The organism is Chelativorans xinjiangensis (assembly GCF_009812055.1).
Lineage (GTDB): Bacteria > Pseudomonadota > Alphaproteobacteria > Rhizobiales > Rhizobiaceae > Chelativorans > Chelativorans xinjiangense.
Map to the genome: position 1 here is coordinate 1 of NZ_WQNH01000004.1, position 23356 is coordinate 23356.

At 65.8% G+C, this 23356-nt stretch carries 19 protein-coding genes; 14 read left to right on the forward strand and 5 right to left on the reverse strand.

Annotated features, from left to right (window positions below):
* The first annotated feature begins 387 nt into the window (after nucleotides 1-387).
* Both parC and GM910_RS04230 read left to right on the forward strand, forming a co-directional pair.
* Complete coding sequence (gene parC / locus GM910_RS04225) at nucleotides 388-2643, forward strand: DNA topoisomerase IV subunit A (RefSeq protein ID WP_159586274.1); 2256 nt, start codon at nucleotides 388-390, stop codon at nucleotides 2641-2643.
* A gap of 279 nt (nucleotides 2644-2922) precedes the next feature.
* Nucleotides 2923-3399, forward strand: coding sequence for an SRPBCC family protein (locus GM910_RS04230; protein WP_159586275.1), 477 nt, complete (start codon nucleotides 2923-2925; stop codon nucleotides 3397-3399).
* A 145-nt stretch (nucleotides 3400-3544) separates the two neighbouring features.
* Here GM910_RS04230 and GM910_RS04235 read toward each other — a convergent pair whose 3' ends face one another.
* The gene (locus tag GM910_RS04235) at nucleotides 3545-7552 is read right to left on the reverse strand and encodes a hypothetical protein (RefSeq protein WP_281354862.1); all 4008 of its coding nucleotides are present in this window, start codon (nucleotides 7550-7552) and stop codon (nucleotides 3545-3547) included.
* Between GM910_RS04235 and GM910_RS04240 the strand changes: the two genes are divergently transcribed.
* Nucleotides 7493-8263 (forward strand): hypothetical protein, encoded by a 771-nt coding sequence (locus tag GM910_RS04240; RefSeq protein ID WP_159586277.1) that lies wholly within the window; start codon nucleotides 7493-7495, stop codon nucleotides 8261-8263. The two genes, GM910_RS04235 and GM910_RS04240, sit on opposite strands and share 60 nt — an antisense overlap.
* A 109-nt stretch (nucleotides 8264-8372) precedes the next feature.
* On the opposite strand, the gene GM910_RS04245 is transcribed toward GM910_RS04240, so the two are convergent.
* The 4 genes from GM910_RS04245 to hemB all read right to left on the reverse strand — a co-directional run bounded on the left by GM910_RS04245 (nucleotide 8373) and on the right by hemB (nucleotide 13051).
* On the reverse strand, nucleotides 8373-9119 hold the full coding sequence (locus GM910_RS04245; RefSeq protein WP_159586278.1) for an arginyltransferase: 747 nt from the start codon (nucleotides 9117-9119) through the stop codon (nucleotides 8373-8375).
* A gap of 23 nt (nucleotides 9120-9142) precedes the next feature.
* A complete protein-coding gene (locus GM910_RS04250) occupies nucleotides 9143-10975 on the reverse strand; it encodes an SLC13 family permease (protein ID WP_159586279.1) in 1833 nt (610 codons plus the stop codon).
* Between the two features lie 159 nt (nucleotides 10976-11134).
* Complete coding sequence (locus GM910_RS04255) at nucleotides 11135-11617, reverse strand: RDD family protein (RefSeq protein ID WP_159586280.1); 483 nt, start codon at nucleotides 11615-11617, stop codon at nucleotides 11135-11137.
* A 399-nt stretch (nucleotides 11618-12016) separates the two neighbouring features.
* Entirely contained in the window at nucleotides 12017-13051 is a 1035-nt protein-coding gene (gene hemB, locus GM910_RS04260; RefSeq protein WP_159586281.1) for a porphobilinogen synthase, read from the reverse strand.
* Between the two features lie 179 nt (nucleotides 13052-13230).
* Here hemB and GM910_RS04265 point away from each other — a divergent pair, with 179 nt between their 5' ends.
* The 11 genes from GM910_RS04265 (at nucleotide 13231) to GM910_RS04315 (ending at nucleotide 23234) form a co-directional block, all read left to right on the forward strand.
* Complete coding sequence (locus tag GM910_RS04265) at nucleotides 13231-14292, forward strand: enoyl-CoA hydratase/isomerase family protein (protein ID WP_246225848.1); 1062 nt, start codon at nucleotides 13231-13233, stop codon at nucleotides 14290-14292.
* Entirely contained in the window at nucleotides 14289-14711 is a 423-nt protein-coding gene (locus GM910_RS04270) for a DUF6163 family protein (protein ID WP_159586283.1), read from the forward strand. The genes GM910_RS04265 and GM910_RS04270 overlap by 4 nt, the downstream gene beginning before the upstream one ends.
* A 154-nt stretch (nucleotides 14712-14865) precedes the next feature.
* Complete coding sequence (gene ldtR / locus GM910_RS04275) at nucleotides 14866-15381, forward strand: transcriptional regulator LdtR (RefSeq protein ID WP_159586284.1); 516 nt, start codon at nucleotides 14866-14868, stop codon at nucleotides 15379-15381.
* 301 nt (nucleotides 15382-15682) lie between these two features.
* Nucleotides 15683-16942: a L,D-transpeptidase family protein gene (locus GM910_RS04280; protein ID WP_159586285.1), complete on the forward strand. Its 1260-nt coding sequence runs from the start codon at nucleotides 15683-15685 to the stop codon at nucleotides 16940-16942.
* Nucleotides 16943-17151: 209 nt separating this feature from the next.
* The gene (glyA, locus tag GM910_RS04285) at nucleotides 17152-18465 is read left to right on the forward strand and encodes a serine hydroxymethyltransferase (protein WP_159586286.1); all 1314 of its coding nucleotides are present in this window, start codon (nucleotides 17152-17154) and stop codon (nucleotides 18463-18465) included.
* Between the two features lie 39 nt (nucleotides 18466-18504).
* Complete coding sequence (gene nrdR / locus GM910_RS04290) at nucleotides 18505-18969, forward strand: transcriptional regulator NrdR (RefSeq protein WP_159586287.1); 465 nt, start codon at nucleotides 18505-18507, stop codon at nucleotides 18967-18969.
* Nucleotides 18970-18972: 3 nt separating this feature from the next.
* Nucleotides 18973-20097, forward strand: coding sequence for a bifunctional diaminohydroxyphosphoribosylaminopyrimidine deaminase/5-amino-6-(5-phosphoribosylamino)uracil reductase RibD (gene ribD / locus GM910_RS04295; RefSeq protein WP_159586288.1), 1125 nt, complete (start codon nucleotides 18973-18975; stop codon nucleotides 20095-20097).
* Nucleotides 20097-20708, forward strand: coding sequence for a riboflavin synthase (locus GM910_RS04300; RefSeq protein WP_159586289.1), 612 nt, complete (start codon nucleotides 20097-20099; stop codon nucleotides 20706-20708). Before ribD ends, GM910_RS04300 begins: the two co-directional genes overlap by 1 nt.
* Nucleotides 20709-21044: 336 nt before the next feature.
* Nucleotides 21045-21515, forward strand: a complete 471-nt coding sequence (ribH, locus tag GM910_RS04305; RefSeq protein ID WP_159586290.1) for a 6,7-dimethyl-8-ribityllumazine synthase — start codon at nucleotides 21045-21047, stop codon at nucleotides 21513-21515.
* 1 nt (nucleotide 21516) lies between these two features.
* Nucleotides 21517-22020, forward strand: a complete 504-nt coding sequence (gene nusB, locus GM910_RS04310; protein WP_159586291.1) for a transcription antitermination factor NusB — start codon at nucleotides 21517-21519, stop codon at nucleotides 22018-22020.
* A complete protein-coding gene (locus tag GM910_RS04315) occupies nucleotides 22017-23234 on the forward strand; it encodes an MFS transporter (protein ID WP_159586292.1) in 1218 nt (405 codons plus the stop codon). The genes nusB and GM910_RS04315 overlap by 4 nt, the downstream gene beginning before the upstream one ends.
* Nucleotides 23235-23356: the final 122 nt, after the last annotated feature.

Below are 23356 nucleotides of genomic sequence, written 5' to 3' on the forward strand. Positions count from 1 at the left end.
TGAGGGGGCGGGAATTTGTCCCCGCGCAGGCGAGGCATTGCCGGCTGAGGTGAAGGGCGCCCGCCGCCTTTCCAACGCGCGTCATCCCGGAAGTCGGAGCGAAGCGGAGACTGTCCGGGACCCATTCTCGCCTCGCTGAAGCTCCGGCGAAGCGGGCCGGAAGGTGGACGAGTCACGGAATGGGTCCCGGACAAGCCTTCGGCTTTCCGGGATGACGCGCGCTGGTGGGCCGGAAGGGCTGCACCGCTCTTCCAAACGCGTGTTTGAGGGCACCCTTGGCACGCATTGCAGCCAGACAGCATCGGCCGACCTCCATAATCCCATTTTTGGCCTTGACGACGGGCTTGCCCACTTGCCGCGAATCGTCTGCTGGTCTAACCGGAAGCCATGGGAAAAGAGCTTCTTCCGCCCGGCGGGGGCGATGATTCGGCGGCTCCCGTCGACCTGAAAAAAGCGCTCGAGGAGCGCTATCTGGCCTATGCGCTGTCGACCATCATGCACCGGGCGCTGCCCGACGTGCGCGATGGGCTGAAGCCCGTGCACCGGCGCATCATGCATACGATGCGGCTCTTGAGGCTGAGCCCCGACCAGGGTTTCGCCAAATGCGCCCGCATCGTCGGCGACGTGATGGGCAAGTTCCACCCGCATGGCGACCAGTCGATCTACGATGCGCTGGTGCGGCTGGCGCAGCCCTTCGCCATGCGCTACCCGCTGGTCGACGGGCAGGGCAACTTCGGCAATATCGACGGCGATAACGCCGCCGCCATGCGCTACACCGAAGCGCGCATGACGGAGGTGGCGGCGGAGCTTCTGACGGGCATCACCGAGGATGCCGTCGATTTCCGCCTCACCTACAACGAGGAGGACGAGGAGCCGATCGTCCTTCCCGGCGCCTTCCCGAACCTTCTGTGCAACGGCTCGTCCGGCATCGCCGTCGGCATGGCCACCTCCATCCCGCCGCACAACGCGGCCGAGGTGTGCGACGCGGCCCTTGCCCTGATAGACGATCCGGAAACGCCGGTCCTGCGTCTGCTCGACTTCGTCAAGGGACCGGATTTTCCGACCGGCGGCATCATCGTCGAGGGGGCTGCCGCCATCCGCGAGGCCTACGAGACCGGCCGCGGCGGCTTTCGCGTGCGCTCGCGCTGGGAGAAGGAGGACCAGGGCCGCGGCACGTGGAACGTCGTCGTCACCGAGATTCCCTACGGCGTGCAGAAGTCGCGGCTGATCGAGAAGATCGCCGAGCTCGTCATCGCCCGCAGGCTGCCGCTTCTGGAGGACGTGCGCGACGAGAGCACGGAGGACGTCCGCGTCGTGCTGGTGCCGAAGAGCCGCACGGTCGAACCTGAATTGTTGATGGAATCGCTCTTCCGGCTCACCGACCTTGAAACGCGCTTCCCCTTGAACATGAACGTGCTTTCGCGCGGCAAGGTGCCGGGCGTCCTGTCGCTGAAAGAGGTTCTGCGCGAATGGCTCGACCACCGCCGCGAGGTGCTCCTGCGCCGCTCGCGCCATCGGCTGGCCGAGATCGAGCGGCGGCTGGAGATCCTCGGCGGCTATCTCGTGGCCTATCTCAACATCGACGAGGTGATCCGCATCATCCGCGAGGAGGACGAGCCGAAGCCCGTCATGATCGCCCGTTTCGAACTGACGGATACCCAGGCCGAAGCCATCCTCAACATGCGGCTTCGGGCGTTGCGCAAGCTCGAGGAATTCGAGATCCGCAAGGAGTTCGACAAGCTTTCCGAGGAGAAGACCCAGATCGAGGGGCTGCTCGGCTCCACGGCCAAGCAGTGGAAGACGGTGCGCTGGGAGGTGGCGAAGGTGCGCGAGACCTTCGACCCGGAGAAGAACCCGGCGCTGGGCCGCCGCCGCACCACCTTCGGCGAGGCGCCGACCCACGACCTCGAGGATGTGCAGCAGGCGATGATCGAGCGTGAGCCGGTCACCATCGTCCTTTCGGAGAAAGGCTGGCTGCGCGCCATGAAGGGGCACTTGTCCGACCTCTCCTCGCTCGCCTTCAAGGAGGGGGACTCGCTCAAGCTCACCTTCCACGCCCAGACGACGGACAAGATCCTGCTGTTCACCACCGGCGGCAAGTTCTACACGCTCGGCGCCGACCGGCTGCCGGGCGGCCGCGGCCATGGCGAGCCGGTGCGCATCATGGTCGACATGGAGAACGACCAGGCGGTCGTGACCGCCTTCGCGCACGATCCCGAGCGGCTGCTGCTCCTGGCCTCCCACGCCGGCAACGGCTTTATCGTGGCGGAGAAGGACGTCGTCGCCAACACCCGCAAGGGCAGGCAGGTGATGAACGTCAAGGCGCCGGACGAGGCGAAGCTGTGCATTCCGGTCACCGGCGACCATGTGGCCATCGTCGGCATGAACAGGAAGCTTCTCGTCTTCCCCCTGTCGGAGGTGCCGGAGATGGCGCGCGGCAAGGGCGTGCGCCTGCAGCGCTACAAGGACGGCGGCGTGTCGGACGTGAAGACCTTCGCCATGGAAGAGGGGCTTTCCTGGCAGGATTCGGCCGACCGCACCTTCAGCCGCAGCCAAGGGGAGCTCGCCGAGTGGCTCGGCAACCGCGCGGCGGCGGGGCGCATGGCGCCGAAGGGCTTTCCGAGGACGGGGAAGTTCGGGTAGGCGGCTTTCGCTCCCTTGCTGGAGGGCTATCGCATATGGACGGAGTCTTTGTTCGGCCTCGCCGGGACCCCCACCCCTCACCCCTCCCCTCAAGCGGAGGGGGATTCTGAGGCGTCGGCGCCCCCCTCCCCCTTGAGGGGAGGGGTAAGGGGTGGGGGTACCATCAGGGACTCAAAATCCACATGCGATAGCCCCGCCGCTTGACGAAAGGGAAGGGGCGTGTCGGATTTGCCCTCGTGCTATCGTCCTCGGCACGGAAAGCAACCCAAGGAGGACACGATGACCAACCAGGACACCCCTGCCAACGATCGCGAACTCGTGCTGACGCGCGTTTTCGATGCGCCGCGCGAGAAGGTCTTTCGCGCCTGGACCGACCCGGAGATCATGAAGCAATGGTTCGTGCCGAGGCCGTGGACCATCGCTTCAGTCGAGCTCGACGTGCGGCCGGGCGGTGCCAGCCGCTTCACTATGCGCGATCCCGACGGCAACGAGTACCCCAATCAGGGCGTCTATCTGGAGGTGGTGGAGAACGAGAAGCTGGTCACGACCGATGCCTATTCGGAGGCCTGGCAGCCTTCCGAGAAGCCCTTCTTCACCGCCATCCTCACCTTCGAAGAGGAGGGCGGCAAGACGCGCTACACCGCGCGGGCCCGGCACTGGACGGTCGAGGACCGCAAGGCGCACGAGGAGATGGGCTTCCACGAGGGCTGGGGGCAATGCGCCGACCAACTCGCCGAGCTTCTGGCCAAGATGTGAGGGCGGTAGAGCAATTCCAGAAAAGTGGAAACCGGTTTTCCGTCCGGAATTGCGAAGAGACAGAGACCTGGATCGGATCATCGATTCGGGGAAATAGGCGGCGATTCGTTACCCACGACCGCCGCCCACCCCTATGACACCGCTCCTACCGGCCGATCTCGATGCGCGATTCGATCTCCAGGCGGTAGCGGGCCGGCACCGCCTTCCACATTTCGGCAACCGTACGGCGCATCTGTTTGACGCGCTCGGCGGCGAGGCGCCGGTCGCCGGTGGCTTCGACATAGGCGATGCGCAGGACCGACGGCTCTTGCTCGAGCAAGGCGATGAGGCCCGGAAGCTGCGTGTGCCATTCAGGCAGGAGCACGGTCGTTCCGGGCGCGAATGCCGCGTCATTCACGTCGACGCGCACGAGGCGGCCGAGCGCGGCGGCAAAATTGAGACGCTGGGCCTTGCCTGCCGTGAGCCGGACGGCGCGCGGGTTTTCGCTGACGATCCGGTAGCCCGCAGGCAGCGTGCGCGGGTCGAGCTTCATGATGAAGTTCGAGCCTGCCCGCGCGGGCAGGTCCGCGCAGGCGACATGAAAGCGGCCGCGCGCGTCGGTGGTCACCAAAAGGCCGGCGACGGTGGAAACGCGGACGCCGCCCAGGCCCACCTCGCCCGGATCCTGATAGCCGTTGCGGTTGATATCGTCGAAGACCCTTCCGATGATGTCGCCGCAATCGAAGACCGGGTCGACCGTGATCTCGACCCTCGCTTCCGCCTGCGTCACGACTTGGCGGCCGCGCACATCGAAGAGGCCGGCGCGGTTCACATATTCGCCGGGCTCAATGGAGGCGAGCGCCTGCAGGCTAAGCTGGACCTCCAGTTCCCCATTGGCGTCGATCGATTCGATGGAAAATTGCAGCGAACGGCCTTCGACGGTTGGAGTGACGGGCTTGCCGGCGATGGTGGCGGAACCTTCCATGAAACGGAAGCCGGGCGGGATCGTGTCGATCAGCGTAAGATCCCGCATCGGCGCGCCGGCATTGTTGACGGCCCGGATCGTGAACGGCACCGTCTCGCCCCTTCGCACTTCAGTCTGGCCGGCGGTCTTGGTGAGCGTCAGGTTCACGGTATCGGCAACGACACAGGCTCCGGGATTGACCGCGCAGAAGTTCGCGGGCAACGCCTTGCCTTCCGCATACGCCAGGTTGCTGACGGTCTTTACGTCGAGCGGCAGGTCGTCGGCGACCTTCATCTTATATCTGACGACCAGCGGCTTTCCGACCGGCACCGTGATGGCGCGCCACACCAGCGGTCTCGTGCTCGCCGGCTCGCCGGCATTTGCCGAGCCCTTGATATATGTGAGGTGGGGATCGGCCCGGTCCTCGAGATTATAAGGGGAGGGGGCATTGCCTTCGTTGATGAGCGCGATCTCGAATGTCAGGATCTCGCCCGGCTCCACCAGATCGTCCTGCGCGCCGCCCTCTTCCTCCACCACCGCCTTTTTCGTCGTGACCTTGCCGGCTGCGGCTATCTCGACGCAGACGCCCGGGCCGGCGCAATTGCGGATCATCTCGACACCGTCGGGGATCGGGTCGGCGACCTTCACCTTGTATCTGACGGCCACCTGGCCACGGGCGGGAACCACGACATCCTTCCATTCCAAGGGGTCGATATTGCTCGGCTCGCCCAGTCCCGCGCCGCCTTCGGCCAGCCCGATATAGCTGATGCTGTCATCCATGTCGTCGACGAGGTCATAGAGGCCGTCGACATCGCCGTCGTTGGTGAGCGTCAGGGTGTAGATCAGCGTCTCCCCGGGTTCGGCGACGTCGGCGAGCAGGCCGCCCTCTTCCTCGGGCCCCGTCTTTTCGAGCCGGATATCGTCGTTGGTGATGGTGCACACCGCCACGTCGTTGGCCGCCAGCGTCAATGTATTGCCCTCGACGGCGGCAGTGTTGTTGACGACGCAACTGTAGAGGCTCGAGCCATAGCCCGAGGGCCCTTCCTCGCCCAGCGTATAGGCTCCGAGCGGCACTTGCGCTTGTGTCACGTCCGCATGCCCCTCGGGCCCTCGCTTTTCGACCGGGCCACTCGCCGTAAGCACGAAGTCTCCTTTCACGGCGGTCCCTCCATCGTCGTTCACCAATGCCTTCAAGAGCGTCAGCGTAGCCGCCTGGTCGAGGTTCGTAACGGTGCAGACGGTCGTGGTGCCCGGGCCGAGCGTGACCGTGTTGGCCGGCGAAAGGGCGGTGCCGTCCTGCTCGCATCCATAGGGACCGATGGCCGAATAGCCAGGTACATTATCGGCTTCCGACAACGTGTATTCGCCCGCCTTCACCGAAGCGCCGGTGACGTCCGGACTCCCATGGTTTCCCTCGATTGGCGTGGGACCAGCGGTGGCGAGGATGAAATCCTCCGCTTTTGCGGTGCCGACCTTCTCGTTGCGCACGACCTTCCTCAGCGTCAGCGTCGCCGCCTGGTCTTGGTAAACGATGGTGCAGACGGCCTCATCGCCGGAATTGAGTGCGAGATCGTCGCTTGAGACCGGATTGCCGCCGTTGACCGTGCAGCTGTAGGAGCCGGTGGGAGCGTAGCCGGAGGGCGCCGTCGGCACGGAGAGGGCATAGGCGCCGGCGTCGACTTCGGCCTTCGTTACCGCCGTGCCGGTTTCAGTGCCCTCGATCTGTGTCGGCCCGTCGGCCCGCAGGGTGAAATCGTTATCCGTGGCGGTGCCGCCGTTGTCGTTGCGGACGTCGACCAGCAGCGTCAGTTTTGCCGGCTGATCGGAATTGGTCACGGTGCACACAGCCGCGTCGCCGACGGCGAGCGTGATTTGGTCGTTGGTAAGGGCGGCCTCGGCGCCATTGTTGATCGAACAGCGATAGGGCCCGGCCGTATAGCCGTTCGGACCGCCTGTTTCCGCCAGCACATAGGTGGCGGCGCTCACCGCCGCGCCCGTGACCGGCGGCTCGCCATGCGCGCCTGAGACGATCGGCGCCGTGGCCCCGGTGGCGGTCGCCGTCAAGGTGAAGTCCCCTCTTTGAGCCGACCCGCCATGGGTGAGGTTGAGCACTTTCTGCAAGGTGAGCATGGCCGCCTCGTCCCGGTAGGTGACGGTGCAGACGGCCACATCGCCGGGAACGAGCGTCAGATTGTCGCTTGCGACGGGATTGCCGCCGTTCACCGTGCAGCTGTAAGGGCCGATGGGCGCATAGCCGGAGGGCGCCGTCGGAACGGAGAGGGTGTAGGCGCCGGCGTCGACCTCTGCATCCGTTACGGCATTGGCGCCTTCCGCATCCTCGATCGTCGTCGGGCCGGCAGCCCGTAAAGTGAAATCGGCGTCCGTGGCGGTGCCCCCGTTATCATTCTGCACGGTCACCTGCAGCGTCAGGGTGGCCGGTTGGTCGTCGTTGGTTACGGTGCACACCGCCTGATCGCCGCTCGCGAGCGTTATCTGGTCGGCGACGGCGGCGGCGCCGTTGACCGCGCAGATGTAGGGGCTGGCCGTATAGCCGTTCGGGCCGTTGGCCTCCGACAAGGTATAGGATCCTGCGCTCACCTCGGCGTTCGTCACCGTCTGGCTGCCGTGGGCGCCTTGGATCGACGTCGGCCCCGTGGCGACGAGCGTGAAATCGGCCGGCGCGGCCGACCCGCCATTGTCGTTGGTGACCAGCTTCTGCAACGTAAGCTGTGCCGGCTGGTCGTCGTTGGTGATGGTGCAGACGGCGATATCGGCGGTGTGGAGCTCAACGTTTTGATCGTCGTCGTCGATGACGGTTTGTGACGTGCCATCTTCGGAAAAGCGTTGGATCTCGCAGCTATAGCTGGGCGTATATCCGGCTACGGGAACCACCTCCGAGAGTTGGTATTCGCCCGTCGCGACCAGTTGCTCGGTTATGGCCGGGTTGGCCGGATCCGTATATTGCCCCGAAATCGTTATGGGTGCTGCCGCGCCTTGCGGCCCCGTTGCGCTAAGCGTAAAGCCGTCGGTCGCACTCGCCGTGCCGCCGTTGTCGTTTATCACGGCTTTTTGCAGCGTCAGTACCGGCTGGCAAAGCCCACCTGGATCAAACTGCGAAAGCAACCCCTGGAAGCCACCGACCGACTTGATATGGACGACTATTTCGTTGAGATCGCCGGGATCGGTGCCGGTTTTCCATCCGCCGGGCAAAACACCGACTGCGCCGTTTTCTTGAAGAAACCCCGGAAAGTCGTACTCCTGGCCCGCTGGAAAAGGAGATTTGACGTTTTGCGCGGTGCCATTTACCCACGTCTCGAAGATGTTGTCGTCAGCCCAGAACGCCATATCCATGGCGAGGCGATCCGTTTGGACTTGTGGATCGAGGTAGAAGCTGAACCGGTAAAATATGTCGAGGTGCCCAGCGGGGTTTTGCTGATGCAGCCCGTTGGCTTGGATCGATATCCAGTCCGCATTGGCGTAGGGAGATACGGCCCAGCCCGGCGCGGGCGCTTCGATGACAACCGCTCTTTGATATGTCAGGTTCGTTGGCGGCTGGCCTCTGACATCCTCGGTGGTTTCAGCCACTTCCCAATAAGCATCGTTCCCACTGTCGAGCGTACCTCCCGTTGCCGCGTTATACGCCGTGTTAAAGATAGCGCCATCGGTGAAGCAGGTGACGACAGGCGGCTGAACCTGCGCCTGAGCGGGGGAACCAAGGCCGGCGAGCAGGGCCAGGGCCCCTACCACGCCGCATACCAGCTTTTGCCCACGCTCGCGCGCGGCCTTGAAAAGAAGGGGCGGAAGGCCGCGGACTGTTCTGCGTGGCTGCGCATGCCGGTTTTTATGCACCGGCCTCATTTCCCCGACCTGGTTTTGAACCATCGAGACAGTCTCCCTACGTTTACGGCAAACGCACGGTAATCGCGCTCGCAACTAAACGCGTCTGCAACCGTATCGCTGTGTAGGGAAGCTGGAGGTGATAAAGAAATATCGGCGGCATGCCGTCCGGCCCGCCGTTACGGCCGTGAGGCTATTCGAAGCGCTCCCAGCCGTTCGGCCCCAGATGCTCCTGCGGCTTGAAGCGCACCTTATAGGCCATCTTGCGGGCGCCGTTGACCCAGTAGCCGAGATAGACGTGGGGAAGGCCCGCCGCCGTGGCGCGGCGGATGTGGTCGAGGATCATGAAGGTGCCGAGCGAGCGGTCCTCGACGGCCGGATCGTAGAAGGAATAGACCATGGACAGGCCGTCGGTCATCTGGTCGGTGAGCGCCACCGCCAGGAGCGGGCCCTCGCCGCGGCCGGTGATGAAGGAATCGGGCCCGCGCCGGCGGTATTCGATCACCTTGGTGTCGACGTGGGTGTCCTCCACCATCATGGCGTAGTCGAGCACCGTCATGTCCGACATGCCGCCGCGCCGGTGGCGGGCATCGAGATAGGCGCGGAAGAGGGTGTATTGCTCGGTCGACGGCTCGGCGTCGTGGGCGGTGCCGATGAGGTCGGCATTGCGCTTCATGATGCGCTTCATGCTCTTCGTCGGCTGGAACTCCTGCGCCAGGATGCGCACCGACACGCAGGCCCGGCAGGTCTCGCAGGCCGGCCGGTAGGCGATGTTCTGCGAGCGGCGGAAGCCGCCCTGGGTCAGAAGGTCGTTGAGCTCGGGCGCCTTGTCGCCGACAAGGTGCGTGAACACCTTGCGCTCGTACTGGCCCTCCAGATAGGGGCAGGGCGAGGGCGCGGTGAGGAAGAATTGCGGCGATTGTGTCTGATGATGCGTCATTTTTTGTGGGCGTCGCTCCTTTGTCAAAGCCCATAATACCATGGACCGACGAGGGAAAACGTCAACCACATTATTGCCACCAGCGGCGCACCGGCCTTGATGAAATCGCGGAAGGAGTAGTGGCCGGGCCCCATCACCAGGAGATTGGTCTGATAGCCGATGGGGGTGGCGAAGGAGGCGTTGGCGGCGAAGATGGTGGCGGCGACGAAGGCCATCGGCGGCGCGCCGATGGCCTGCGCGATGCCGACGGCGATGGGGGTGAACAGGACGGCGGTGGCGTTGTTGGACAGGAAATTCGTCAGCACCGCCACCACGGCGAAGAAACCCGACAAGACGACAGCCGGGCTTTGGCCGTCCATCAGCGCCACCGCCGCATCGGCGATGAGCTGAGCGCCGCCGGTGCGCTCGAGCGCCGTCGCGGCGGCGATGGAGGCGCCGACGAGCACGAATATCTGCCGGTCGAAGGCGCGGCCCGCCTGCGGCAGGGTGAGGCAGCCCGTGGCGATCATGGCGACGGCGCCGATGATAGAGGTTGCCACGATCGGAAGCAGGTCGAGCGCCGCCGTGATCACGATGAAGGCGAATATGGCGATGGCGATGCCGGCCTTGCGGCGCTGCGGCACCGGCTCGGCCGACCATTCGAGCACCAGGAGATCGTGGCCCTCGCGCAACTCCTCGAAGGCCCTGTCGGTGCCGCCGATGAGGATCGTGTCGCCGGGCTCCAGGCGGATTTCCGACATCGGCGTGCGGCCCATCCGGTGCTTGCGCTGCACGCCGAGCATGTGGATGCCGTGGGTGGTGTCGATGCCGGCATTGCGGATGGTGCGCCCGGCATGGCGCGAGGCGGGCGCGATGACCGCCTCGGCGAGATGGTAGTCGGGGCCCAGCGGCTGCGAGGGATCGCCGGTGCCTGCAAGATGCTCGTCGGCGCCGTCGGAGACGATGCTGGCGCCGCCGCTCGAAAGAGCGTGCAGGAAGGCGCGCCGCGTCGCCGTCACCACCAGCCGGTCGCCCTCCGAAAGGGTGACGTTCTCGAAAGGCGGAAAGAAATTCATGCCGCGCCGCACGATGAGGCGCGGGGTCAATTCGCCGAGGCCGGGAAACAGGCCGGCGCGCGATTCGACGCCGATGAAGGGATGACCCGCCGTCAGCCGGATCTCGCCGATGAACTGCGTGCCGGAGACCGTCTGCTGATAGCTGGTCTCGCTGCTCACCCCGCGCAGGATGCGCGGCATCACGCCGAGCACATAGACCGCCCCGACGGCCGCGAGCAGCGCGCCCGGGACGGTGATGTCGAAAAAGCCGATGCCGATGCCCGACTTGGCCGCCACGCCTGCTACCAGAAGGTTGGTGGAGGAGCCGATCAGCGTCGTCATGCCGCCCAAGATGGTGAGGAAGGAGAGCGGCATCAGCGCCTTGGAGGCGGCGAAGCCGCGATGCGCCGCCATCACCGTGAGCACGGGAATGAAGATGACCACCACCGGCGTGTTGTTCAAAACGGCGCTCAGGGCGGCGGCGGCCAACAGCGTGATAACGATGGCGCGGGTGCTGGAGCGGCCGCCCAGGCGCGAGATCATGCGCGCCGGCCTGTCCATGGCGTCGGTGGCGAAGAGGCCCTGGCCGACGATGAGAAGCGCCAGCACCGTGGCGAGTGCCGGGTTGGCGAAGCCGGTCAAGAGCTCTTCCGGGTGCAGGCTGCCATAGGCCTCGTTCTCGTAAGGGAAGACGGCGAACAGGAAGAGGAAGGCGGCCAAGCTCGCCAGCGCCACCAGCTCCAGCGCGAAGCGCTCGCTCGTGTAGGCGACGACGGTTACGAGGATGATCGCATAGGTCATCCAGAGGTGGAAATCGGCCATCGCGTCCCGCATTCAACTGCACGCGGGCCGAAATCGCTGCCCGCAGGTGCGCCAGAGCATAAGCACGGCGCCTGCCGCCGCAAGCATGGATTTGCCTGCGCTGCCTTCTCACGCGCAACTTTGCACCACGCCTTCGCCTCGGCGTGGTACGCCGTTCCGTCAGTCAGCGCGCACCACCACCGTGCCCAGAAGCAGGTCGTGCACGGCGCGCTTGTAGCGAAGGATGAGGGTGGCGAGCAGGATAAGAGGCGTGAGGATGGCATTGCCGGCCCAGAAAAGAACCGTGTGGACGACCGCCAGAAGCGGGTCGACGCGCCCGCCGTCGAGCCTTTCAAGGCGAATGCCCATCATCCGCATGCCGAGGGTGGACTGATGCCGTCCCCCGAGTGTGGCGGCGACATACAGAAGGGCCGTCACCGGCCCGAGAATGCCGAAGAGCAGCCAGCCGAGGCCGATGGTGAGGACGCCGAACAGGAACACCAGGAGCCCGACGGGGATGAGAAGCAGGCCGATCAGGAGGTAGTCGACGAAAAAGGCGATGACGCGCCGCGTGCGCACGCCCTGAAGGGTGCGCCAGTCGTCGAGGCGCGCGGCGATAGCCTCGCCGTCGAGCGTCCTTGAATGTGCGTCAGTGTGTGCCATTGGGCTCCTGCCTTTATGGGAACGCTAGTGGTCTGACCCAAACAGATGGTACCCATCTGTTTGGAAAAGTCAGCCCACAAGCTATTAATCTAGTGGGGCGATTTGTCCTGACAGATGGGTACCATCTGTCAGGACCGCACCACTGGTCACATGCAGATGGGGATGGCGGGCGGGGTTTCAAGATTTCGAGATGCCGGCGCCCTTCGCGCCCCCCTCTGTCCTGCCGGACATCTCCCCCGCGAGGGGGGAGATTGGCTGTCGCGTATGGCTTCACTAATCATCGGCGTAGCAGGACAGGTCCCAGAGCAAGCGGCCAGCGTAATCTCCCCCCATGCGGGGGAGATGTCCGGCAGGACAGAGGGGGGCGCGAAGGGGCGCCGGCATTTCCATTGTGGCCCGCTACCGCCCCGCCAAAATTTCCGCCGCCTCGGGCGCGAAATAGGTGAGGATGCCGTCGCAGCCGGCGCGCTTGAAGGCGAGCAGGCTTTCCATCATGGTCCTTTCGCCGTCGAGCCAGCCGTTGGCGGCGGCTGCCTTGATCATCGCGTATTCGCCCGACACCTGATAGGCGAAGGTCGGCACGGCGAAGCTGTCCTTCAGCCGCCGCACGATGTCGAGATAGGGAAGGCCCGGCTTGACCATCACCATGTCGGCGCCCTCGGCAAGGTCCTGCTCGGTCTCGCGCAGCGCCTCGTCCGTGTTGGCGGGATCGATGTAATAGGTCTTCTTGTCGCCCTTCAGAAGGCCGCCGGTGCCGATCGCCTCGCGGTAGGGGCCGTAGAAGGCGGAGGCGAACTTGGTGGCGTAGGACATGATGGCGACGTCCTGGAAGCCGTTGCCGTCGAGCGCGTCGCGGATGGCGCCGATGCGCCCGTCCATCATGTCGGACGGGGCGATGACGTCGGAGCCGGCGGCCGCCTGCAGCACCGCCGCTTCCGCGATCTGCGCCACCGTCTCGTCGTTGGCGATGACGCCGTCGCGCAGGATGCCGTCATGGCCGTGGTTGGTGAAGGGGTCGAGCGCCACGTCGGTGATGACGCCGATCTCCGGCACCGCCTCCTTGATGGCGCGGGTTGCCTGGTTGATGAGGTTGTCGGGGTCGAGAATGGCCGAGCCGCGCACGTCGCGCCGGCTCATGTCGATGTTCGGGAATGTGGCAAGGGCGGGGATGCCGAGCTTCGCCGCGCGTTCGGCCTGGAGCACAGCAAGGTCCACCGAATAGCGGAAGACGCCCGGCATGGCGGCGATCTCCTCCTGCCGCTTTTCACCCTCGATGAGGAAGATCGGCCAGATCAGGTCGTCGACGCGCAGGTGGCTCTCCTGCACGAGCCGGCGCGACCAGTCGGCCTTGCGCATGCGTCTCAATCGCCGCCCGGCGGTGATCTCGTCGACGCTGCGGATGGCTTCGGGCTTGGCGCGGGTCAGCTTGTTCACGGGCTTTTCTCCAGTATGCCCCGGTATTTATCACGCGCCGGCACGCCTGAACAACATGGAGTGCGGGCGTATCGCCCCCGATGCGGCCCGTGGCGGCGGGAAAGGCGGGCATGCCGCCATTGACGCGGCGCCATGCCGCACATAATCACCAACTGAGCGTTTCGCGAGGGGAGGCTCGATTGGAAGGCGATTTCGGCGGTGGCGGCGACATCCGTTTCGCGCAGCAGGGCCGTGCCGGCGTCATTGTGCTTGACCGGCCGGCAGCGCTCAACGCGCTCACCCATTCCATGGTCAAGGCGATGGTCCGGGCACTTGCCGCCTGGCAGGCCGACGAGAAGGTGCGCGTCGTCCTCATCAAGGGGGAGGGCAGGGCCTTCTGCGCCGGCGGCGACATTCTCGACATCTATGAGGCCGGCCGCGCCGGTCGGCCGCCGATCGGCTTCTTCGCCGACGAATATCGCCTCAATGCGGCTATCGCGCGCTTCTCGAAGCCCTATGTGGCGCTGATCGACGGGGTGGTGATGGGCGGCGGGGTGGGCGTCTCCGCCCACGGCTCGCACCGGGTGATGACGGAGAAGGCGCTTTTCGCCATGCCGGAGGTCGGCATCGGCTTCTTCCCTGATGTCGGCGGCAGCCACTTCCTCTCACGCCTTCAAGGCCACTACGGCATGTATCTGGCACTGACCGGCGAGCGCATCGGGCAGGGCGAGGCGTTTGCGGCGGGGCTTGCCACCCACGCCGTCGATTCGGCGGCGCTTGCGGGGCTTGCGGACGAGATCGCCGAGACCGGCGACGTGGACGCCGCCCTTGCCGCCCTTGCCGCCCGTGCCCGCGACGTGCCCCGGGAAAAGGATGCGGCGAGCCTTGACGCCATCGCCCGGCATTTTTCCCTTTCAACGCTGGAAGAGTGCGTCGCCAGCCTTTCGCAAGCCGCGGAAGAGGGGGATGGATTCGCGGCCGCGACACTCAAGACAATCGCCAAGCGCTCGCCGACCAGCCTTCACGTCGCCTTCCGGCAACTGCGCCTCGGCGCCGCGCTCACCATGGACGAGTGCATGCGCATGGAGTTCCGGATCGTCAACCGCATGCTGGCCAACGGCGACTTCTACGAGGGCATCCGCGCCGCGGTGATCGACAGGACGAAGGCGCCGGAGTGGCGGCCGGCATCGCTCGACGCGGTGGATCCGGCGGCGATCGACGCCTTTTTCGCGCCGCTTCCCGACGGGGAGCTTAAGCTGTGACGAACGACGCGGTCACGCAGATGCCGGTGCGCCAATCCCCCCTCGAATATGCGCTGGAGATGTTGCAGCGCGCCGTGGCACTCTTCTGCCTCGTCCAGGGCATCGGCTACTGGGTCAGGCTCCTGGGCTTCTTCGAGGGGCCGGAATGGCGCTTCGACCTGATGCCGTTCTACTGGCAGGCGACGGCCGCCCCGCTTGCCGTCCTTTTTCCCTTTGCCGCGGTCGGGCTTTGGATGCTGGCCTCCTGGGGACCGGTGGTCTGGTTCCTGTGCGCGGCCGCGGAAGCCGTCATGTACGGCTTCTTCCCCCAGCTCTTCGGCGCCTGGCCCTGGCTCATCGTTCTGCACGGCGCGGTGGCCGCCCTTTATACCGTGCTGCAGACCCTGCTTCATCTCGCCCGGCGCCGCGCCGCGCATTAACCGAAGTTAACGCCTTTTTAGCCCTAAATGCAGGGTTTCCTGCGCAAGGTGTTGTTAAGCCTGACGTTTAAGTCGAATTTTAGGTGCATTCGATACGGTTGCCTCCAAGGTGAAAACAAAAAACTCACCGGCGTCAAAACGAAAGGCACCAGTCATGATCAACACGCGATCCGCGACACAGAAGACGTCTACCCATGAAGAGAGCGAGGCTCCGCTGCGCTCCCTCTATCTCGAATCGTTGCAGCTCGTCGAGCGGCTGCACCGCCGCCTGCTCGACGTCATCAAGGACGAGTTCGAGCGCCAGGGCCGCAGCGACATCAACGCCATCCAGGCGCTGCTCCTGTTCAATATCGGCGATGCCGAGCTGACGGCGGGCGAACTGCGCACGCGCGGCTACTATCTCGGCTCCAACGTCTCGTACAACCTGAAGAAGCTCGTCGACCAGGGCTTCGTCCACCACCAGCGCTCGCGCATCGACCGCCGCTCGGTCCGCATCAGCCTGACGCCGAAGGGCACGGAGATCGCCAAGGTCGTCTCCAAGCTCTACGACCGTCACATCGGCTCCATCGAGCAGGTCGGCGGCATCAAGGCCGACGAGTTCCGCCAGATGAACCGTGCCCTGCAGCGGCTCGACCGCTTCTGGAACGACACCATCGCCTATCGCATGTGAGCAGTGCCGTTTTGACTGCTGGGGGCGGCCGGCGAAGGCCGACCGGAATGGCTGGTATCCCTGACGGGGTGCCGGCCATTACGGTATTGTGATGGGGGTTCCTGTTGTAACCATAAGCGCCACGCTAATAACATAATTGCGGTGGAATGGATGATGCGACATCGCCGCTGCCAAGGCCGTATTCCGGCCGGAGAGGGCAAGTCGGTCACGCTTCGAGCGGCGCTTTGGCGAAAAATTAACGCTGTTTCGTGCACGTTCGAAAGCCAGACAATCCGGGTTTTACGTTGAGGGTTCGGTAAACATGAAATCCAACCGCCGCCTTTTCCTTACCGGAGCCGGTGCTGCAGCGGCCGCTGCGGCCCTTGCAGGCTCCGCCAGGGCACAGAATGCAATCGATGCCATCATCAATTCCCCGCGGCGGGGCAGTTGGGGTGACCGGTTCGACGCCCAGGCGGCGCAAGTCGGCAACGTCTCTTCCACCCAACCCATTCTCAGCCAGCAGACGGCGAGCAATGTCGAGCGTGCCATCGCCCGGTATTCGGACATCGTCGGGCGCGGCGGCTGGCCCATGGTGCCGGCCACCAAGAAGCTGCAGCTCGGCGTCGTCGATCCGGATGTGGAAATCCTGCGCCGCCGGCTGATGATCTCCGAGGACCTGTCCCAGCAGGCAGGCATGTCGCCTGCCTTCGATTCCTACGTCGATGCGGCGCTGAAGCGGTTCCAGGCCCGCCACGGCCTGCCCGCCGACGGCGTTACGGGCCAGTACACCTATTCCGCGCTCAACGTCTCGGCGCCGATCCGTCTCGGCCAGCTGCAGACGAACCTTGGGCGCTTGCGCGAGATGACGGCGAATCCCCTCGACGGCCGCCTGGTGACGGTCAACATCCCCGCGGCCTCGATCGAGGCGGTGGAGAATGGCCGCGTCTTCCTGCGCCACACGGCGATCGTCGGCAAGGTCGACCGGCAGACGCCGGTGCTGAACTCCAATATCAACGAGATCATCCTCAACCCGTACTGGAACGCGCCGGTGTCCATCGTCCGCAAGGACATCATCCCGAAGATGCGCGAGGATCCCAACTACCTGACGGACAACAGCATCCGCCTGATCGCGCCGGACGGCACCGAGGTCGATCCGTTGAGCGTCGACTGGTCGACGGACGACGCGGCCAAATACCGCTTCCGCCAGGATCCCGGCCGCATCAACGCCATGGCCACCGTCAAGATCAACTTCCCCAACGAGCATGCGGTCTACATGCACGATACGCCGCAGCAGCAGCTGTTCGGCGATCAGGCGCGCTTCCACTCCTCCGGCTGCGTGCGCGTGCAGAACGTGCGCGACCTGGTGACGTGGATCCTGCGCGACACGCCCGGCTGGGACCGGCGCACGATCGAGACGACGATCCAGACCGAGGAAGACAAGCGCATTCCCGTCGCCAGTCCGGTGCCGGTCTACTTCACCTACATCTCGGCCTGGTCGACGGGCGACGGCGCGATCCACTTCCGCGACGACATCTACGGCCGCGACGGCCAGCAGGAGCTGCAGATTTCCACCGCGCTGTAGCGACCCTCACCTGGGAGTTCCGTTCAAAGGCCGCTCCTTCGGGGCGGCCTTTTCGCATTCCCAGCCTATCCGCGCCGCGGCATGTCGCCCTCTATGTCGCACCGGCTCAAAAAATCGGCACAAGACGTGGTGGCGGTCCTGGAAAAGTGCTAAGGGCGCGCGGGTTCCGCCACGCATCATGAGCTTCCAGCGCAAGGGGTGATATCGCCATGGCACATGCGTCCGCCGCCGCCGTCGAGACCGAGACCTTCTTCTCAAGGCCGCTCGAGGAAACCGACCGCGACATCTTCGACGCGATCCGCAACGAGCTCGGTCGCCAACGCGACGAGATCCAGCTGATCGCCTCGGAAAACATCGTCTCCCGCGCGGTGATGGAAGCGCAGGGCACCGTGCTCACCAACAAATACGCCGAGGGCTATCCCGGCAAGCGCTACTATGGCGGCTGCCAGTTCGTCGACGTGGTGGAGGAGCTGGCGATCGCCCGCGCCAAGGAGCTCTTCAGCTGCAACTTCGCCAATGTGCAGCCCAACTCAGGCAGCCAGATGAACCAGGCGGTGTTCCTGGCGCTGCTGCAGCCCGGCGACACCTTCATGGGGCTGGACCTGAATTCCGGCGGCCATCTCACCCACGGCTCGCCCGTCAACATGTCCGGCAAATGGTTCAACGTCGTCTCCTACGGCGTGCGCCAGGACGACCATCTCCTCGACATGGACGAGGTGGAGCGGCTGGCGCACGAGAAGAAGCCGAAGCTGATCCTGGCCGGCGGAACGGCCTATTCGCGCGTCTGGGACTGGAAGCGCTTTCGCGAGATCGCCGACAGCGTCGGCGCTTACCTGATGGTCGACATGGCGCACATCGCCGGCCTGGTGGCGGGCGACGCGCATCCTTCGCCCCTGCCGCATGCCCATGTGGTGACGACCACCACGCACAAGTCGCTTCGCGGTCCGCGCGGCGGCATGATCCTGGCCAACGACGAGGCCATCGCCAAGAAGCTCAATTCCGCCGTCTTCCCCGGCCTGCAGGGCGGGCCGCTGATGCACGTCATCGCCGCCAAGGCGGTGGCGCTGGGCGAGGCGCTGCAGCCCGAGTTCAAGGCTTACGCGCACCAGGTGGTGGCAAACGCCCGGGCGCTTGCCGCGAGCCTCCAGGAGACCGGCCTCGATATCGTCTCCGGCGGCACGGACAACCATCTGATGCTGGTGGACCTGCGCCCCAAGAACGCGACGGGCAAGCGCGCCGAGGCAGCCCTTGGGCGGGCCAACATCACCTGCAACAAGAACGGCATCCCCTTCGACCCGGAAAAGCCCTTCGTCACCTCCGGCATCCGCCTCGGCACCCCCGCCGGCACGACGCGCGGCTTCGGCGTCGCCGAGTTCGCTCAGGTGGGCCAGTTGATCGCCGAGGTGCTGGACGGGCTGAAAGCGGCCAATTCCGACGAGGGCAACCTGGCCGTCGAGGAGGCGGTCAAGAAGAAGGTTGAAGGCCTCCTCGACCGCTTTCCGCTCTACCCCTATCTGGGGTAAGGCTGACGCGACAAGCAAACCTGCCAAGAAAAGGCTGCCATGCGCTGCCCATACTGCCAGTCCGAGGACACCCAGGTGAAGGATTCGCGGCCCGCCGAGGACGGTGCCGCCATCCGCCGCCGCCGCGCCTGCCCCGATTGCGGCGGCCGCTTCACCACCTTCGAGCGCGTGCAGCTGCGCGATCTCGTGGTGGTCAAGCGCTCGGGCCGGAAGGTGCCGTTCGACCGCGACAAGCTGATGCGCTCCTTCGACATCGCGCTGAGAAAGCGCAATGTCGACCCCGAGCGCGTGGAGCGCGCGGTGACCGGGATCGTGCGCCAGCTCGAGAACTCGGGCGAGAGCGAGATTCCTTCCGACCAGATCGGCCTCCTGGTCATGGAGGCGCTGAAGTCGCTCGACGACGTCGCCTATGTCCGCTTCGCTTCCGTCTACCGGAATTTCCGCGAGGCGAAGGACTTTCAGGACGTGTTGGGCGAGCTCAAGGGCGAGCCGGACCTGGAGTGAGCGATGCCGGACAAGGGCGCTCCCACCCCGCTTGCCGGTCTTGAGGAGACCGACCGGCGCTTCATGGCCGCCGCCATCCGCCTGTCGCGCCGCCATCTCGGTCTGACGGCCGCCAATCCCTCCGTTGCCACGCTTATCGTGCGTGACGGCCGCATCGTCGGGCGCGCGGTGACGGCCGTGGGCGGCAGGCCGCATGCCGAGGCGCAGGCGCTCGAGGAGGCGGGGGCGTTGGCGCGGGGCGCGACGGCCTATGTGACGCTGGAACCCTGCGCCCATCACGGGCGCACCCCGCCTTGCGCGGAGGCGCTCGTGACCGCCGGCGTGAAGCGCGTGGTGGGCGCTGCGAGCGACCCGGACCCGCGCGTCAGCGGCAAGGGCTACGCCATCCTGCGCGCGGCCGGCATCGAGGTGGTGGAGGGCGTTTTGGCCGATGCGGCCGCCGACCTGATGAAAGGGTATCTCATACGGTCCTTGAGAAAGCGGCCGGAAGTGATTCTCAAGCTTGCCCTTTCCGCCGACGGCAAGATCGGCGTTGGGGGGGAGGGGCAGGTGCCCATCACCGCCGAGATTGCCCGCCGCCAGGTCCACCTGATGCGCGCCGAGGCCGATGCCATCCTCGTCGGCATCGGCACGGCATTGGCCGACGACCCGGCGCTGACCTGCCGTCTGCCGGGGCTGGAAGCCCGCTCGCCGGCGCGCATCGTGCTCGACCGCCGTCTGCGCCTGCCGCTCGATTCTGAGTTGGCCCGCACCGCGCGCGACATGCCGGTGCTCCTTACCGCCGCGCGGGATGCGGATGCGGCGCGCCGGGCGGCTCTGGCCAAGGCGGGCGTCGACTTCCTTGCCGTCGAGGCGGTAAACGGCCAGATCGCCCTGCCGGAGCTTCTGGAAGACCTTGCCGCGCGCGGCATCTCGAGCCTTCTCGTGGAAGGCGGCGCCTACACGGCAGAGGCGTTTCTGGCCGAGAACCTTGTCGACCGCCTTTGCCTCTTCATTGGCCCCGGCGAAATAGGCCCGCACGGCATTGCATCGCCCGTTAATCCCGACCATATCCCTGACGGCTTCACGAAGCTCCGCGAAGCCCGCTTCGGCGACGACGGCTATCTCGAATATGCGAGGGCACACTGATGTTCACGGGGATCGTCACGGACGTGGGAACGGTGCAGGCGGTCCGGCCCCTTGCGAAGGGCGCGCGGCTGCGCATCGAGACGCGCTACGATCCGGCGACCATCGACATCGGCGCCTCCATCGCCTGCGCCGGCGTGTGCCTGACCGTCGTCGCTCTGCCGGAGGCAGGCTCCAACCGGCACTGGTTCGAGGTGGAAGCGTGGGAGGAGGCGCTGCGGCTGACGACGGCCGCCGCGTGGGGCGAGGGCACGCGGGTCAACCTGGAGCGGCCGCTGAAGGTCGGCGACGAATTGGGCGGCCACATCGTCTCCGGCCACGTGGACGGCACGGCGGAGATCGTCGAGCGGCTGGAAGAGGGCGAGGCAGTGCGCTTCGTGCTCGAGGCGCCGGCGGAACTGGCCAGGTACGTCGCGCCCAAGGGCTCGGTGGCGCTCGACGGCACGTCGCTGACGGTCAACCGTGTCGACAAGAATCGCTTCGACGTGCTCCTCATCCATCACTCGCTTGCCGTGACCACCTGGGGCGAGCGGCAGGTGGGGGATAGGGTCAATATCGAGGTGGACACGATGGCCCGCTATGCCGCGCGGCTTGCGGAGGCGGCGGACGCTTAGGTTCCGCGCTGGCTTTTTTATGCCGGCACGCGGGCGCCACCACCCCCCTCCGCCTGCCGGCACCTCCCCCACAAGGGGGGAGGAAAGCCGTCGCGACGGCCTTCGCCAATCGCCAGCGTTGCAAAAGAAGCGCCGGAGCAAGCGGCCAGCCTTCCTCCCCCCTTGTGGGGGAGGTGCCGGCAGGCGGAAGGGGGTGGTGGCGACGTGTGCCGGCTCCTTCAATGCTATTCCATCGTGTTCGGCGCAGTCTTGCGTGCCGCCCATGCCCCTATCCCAACGAACCGCTTGCTAAGCAGAAGGCTTCGGCCTAAGTCACCGACGATCCCGGAGAGACTGATGGCCGATACGACTTCCCCAAAAATTCTCATCGTCGAAGCGCGCTTCTACGACCACCTGGCCGACGGCCTTCTCGCCGGCGCCAAGGCGGCGCTGGAAGCGGCGGGTGCCAGCTACGATGTTGTCACCGTGCCCGGCGCGCTGGAGGTTCCGCCGGCGGTTGCCTATGCGGTTTCGGCGGCGGGGAAGGGCGGCACGGTCTATGACGGTTTCGTGGCGCTGGGTTGCGTGATCCGCGGCGAGACCTATCATTTCGACATTGTCGCCAACGAATCGAGCCGTGCCCTGATGGACCTGGCCGTTAAGCATTCGCTGGCGGTCGGCAACGGCATCCTGACGGTCGAGAACGAGGCGCAGGCGCTGGCGCGAATCGAGAAGAGCGAAGGTTCGAACGCCACCGGCGGAAAGGGATATGCAGCAGCGCAAGCGGCGCTGCGCATGATCGAATTGAAAGAGCGATTGGGGGCCTGAGGTGGCGCATCCTTCAGGAGCCGGCGAGCCGGTCAACTTCCGCCCGGCCAACAAGCGGGGCGCCGCGCGGCTGGCCGCCGTGCAGGCGCTCTACCAGATGGATGTGGGCGGCACGGGCCTTCTGGAGACGACGGCGGAATACGAATCATTCCGTCTCGGCAAGGAGGTCGACGGCGATCTCTACCGCGAGGCGGACCCGCAATGGTTCCGCGCCATCCTTGCAGGCGTGGTCGAGAACCAGAAGACGATCGACCCGGTCATCCGCCGCTCGCTGCTTGAGGACTGGCCGCTCTCCCGCCTCGATTCGACGCTGCGCGCCATCTTACGCGCCGGCGTCTACGAGCTGACCGAGCGGGCGGACGTGCCGGTCGCCGTCATCATCTCCGAATATGTCGACATCGCCAAGGCGTTCTACGAGGAGGACGAGCCGAAGGTGGTCAACGCCGTGCTCGACCGCGTGGCGCGCGCCAGCCGCAAAGAGGGCAGGGGGAAGGATGTCTCGTGAGCGATGAGGCACTCTACCGCGAGGCCAAACGCACGGCACTGATTCTCGCCGCCGCGCAGGCCATCGTCGGTGCCTCGGCGCCCATCGCCATCTCCATGGGGGGCCTTGCAGGAAGCTACCTGCTCGGCGCGGACAAATCGCTCGCCACCGCGCCGGTCACCGGCTTCAATGTCGGCGTGGCGCTCGCCGCGCTTCCGGCGGCGATGCTGATGCGCGCGATCGGCCGGCGCTACGGCCTGGTCGCCGGGGCCGGGGCAAACGCGCTGGGCGGCGCCGTCGCCGCATTCGCGCTGTTTCAGGCCGATTTCTGGCTGTTCGCGTTCGGCATGCTCCTGGTCGGCGCCGGGACGGCCTTCACACAGCAGTATCGCTTCGCGGCCGTCGACAACGCGCCGGCCGATTTCAAGCCGCGTGCCATCGCCTGGGTGCTGAGCGGCGGCATCTTCTCCGCCGTCATCGGGCCGCAGACGGCCATCCACACGCGCGAGATGTTCGCGCCCGTCATGTTCGCCGGCGCCTTCGTGGGGATCATCGGCCTTGCCGCCATCGGCGCCCTGATCCTGTCGCTGCTTCGCCTGCCCAAGGACGCGCCTTCGGCGGCGCTCGACGACCATCAGCCGGCGCGGCCGTTGTTGGAAATCATGTCGCAGCCGCGCTTCATCGTCGCGCTCCTGTGCGGCGTCAGCGCTTTCGCGCTGATGAGTTTCGTGATGACGGGGGCGCCGCTTGCCATGGTGGGCTGCGGTTTTTCGCCCGACGAGGCGACGCTCGGCATTTCCTGGCACGTGCTGGCGATGTTCGCGCCCAGCTTCTTCACCGGCCGCCTCATCGCGCGATTCGGCAAGGAGCGGATCGTGGCGACCGGGCTCGCGCTCCTCATCGGCTGCGGAGTGGTGGCGCTGTCGGGCATCGAGCTCTGGCAGTTCTGGCTGGCGCTCATCCTTCTCGGCGTGGGGTGGAACTTCGGCTTCATCGGCGCCACGGCCATGGTCGCCGACTGCTATCATCTTTCGGAGAAGAACAAGGTGCAGGGCGTGCACGACCTCGTGCTTTTCTCCACCGTCGCCTTCGCCTCGCTCATGTCCGGCCGCGTCTACAACGCCTTCGGCTGGGAGATGCTGAACTGGGTGATCTTCCCCGTGGCTGGCGCCGGGCTCCTGGTGCTGGGCCTGCTGGCGCTGGGGCGGCGGCGGGCGCGCGCGGCGCTGCGGTGAAGCCCAAAAGCCGGCAAAACCTTGACGTTCGGCGGTGTGTTTCGCATAAGCCATAGTTTAAGGCTGCGGGAATATTCTTCCCGCGGCCTTTCTCTAGGCCCGGGAGGGGTTCCAGCGGGCCG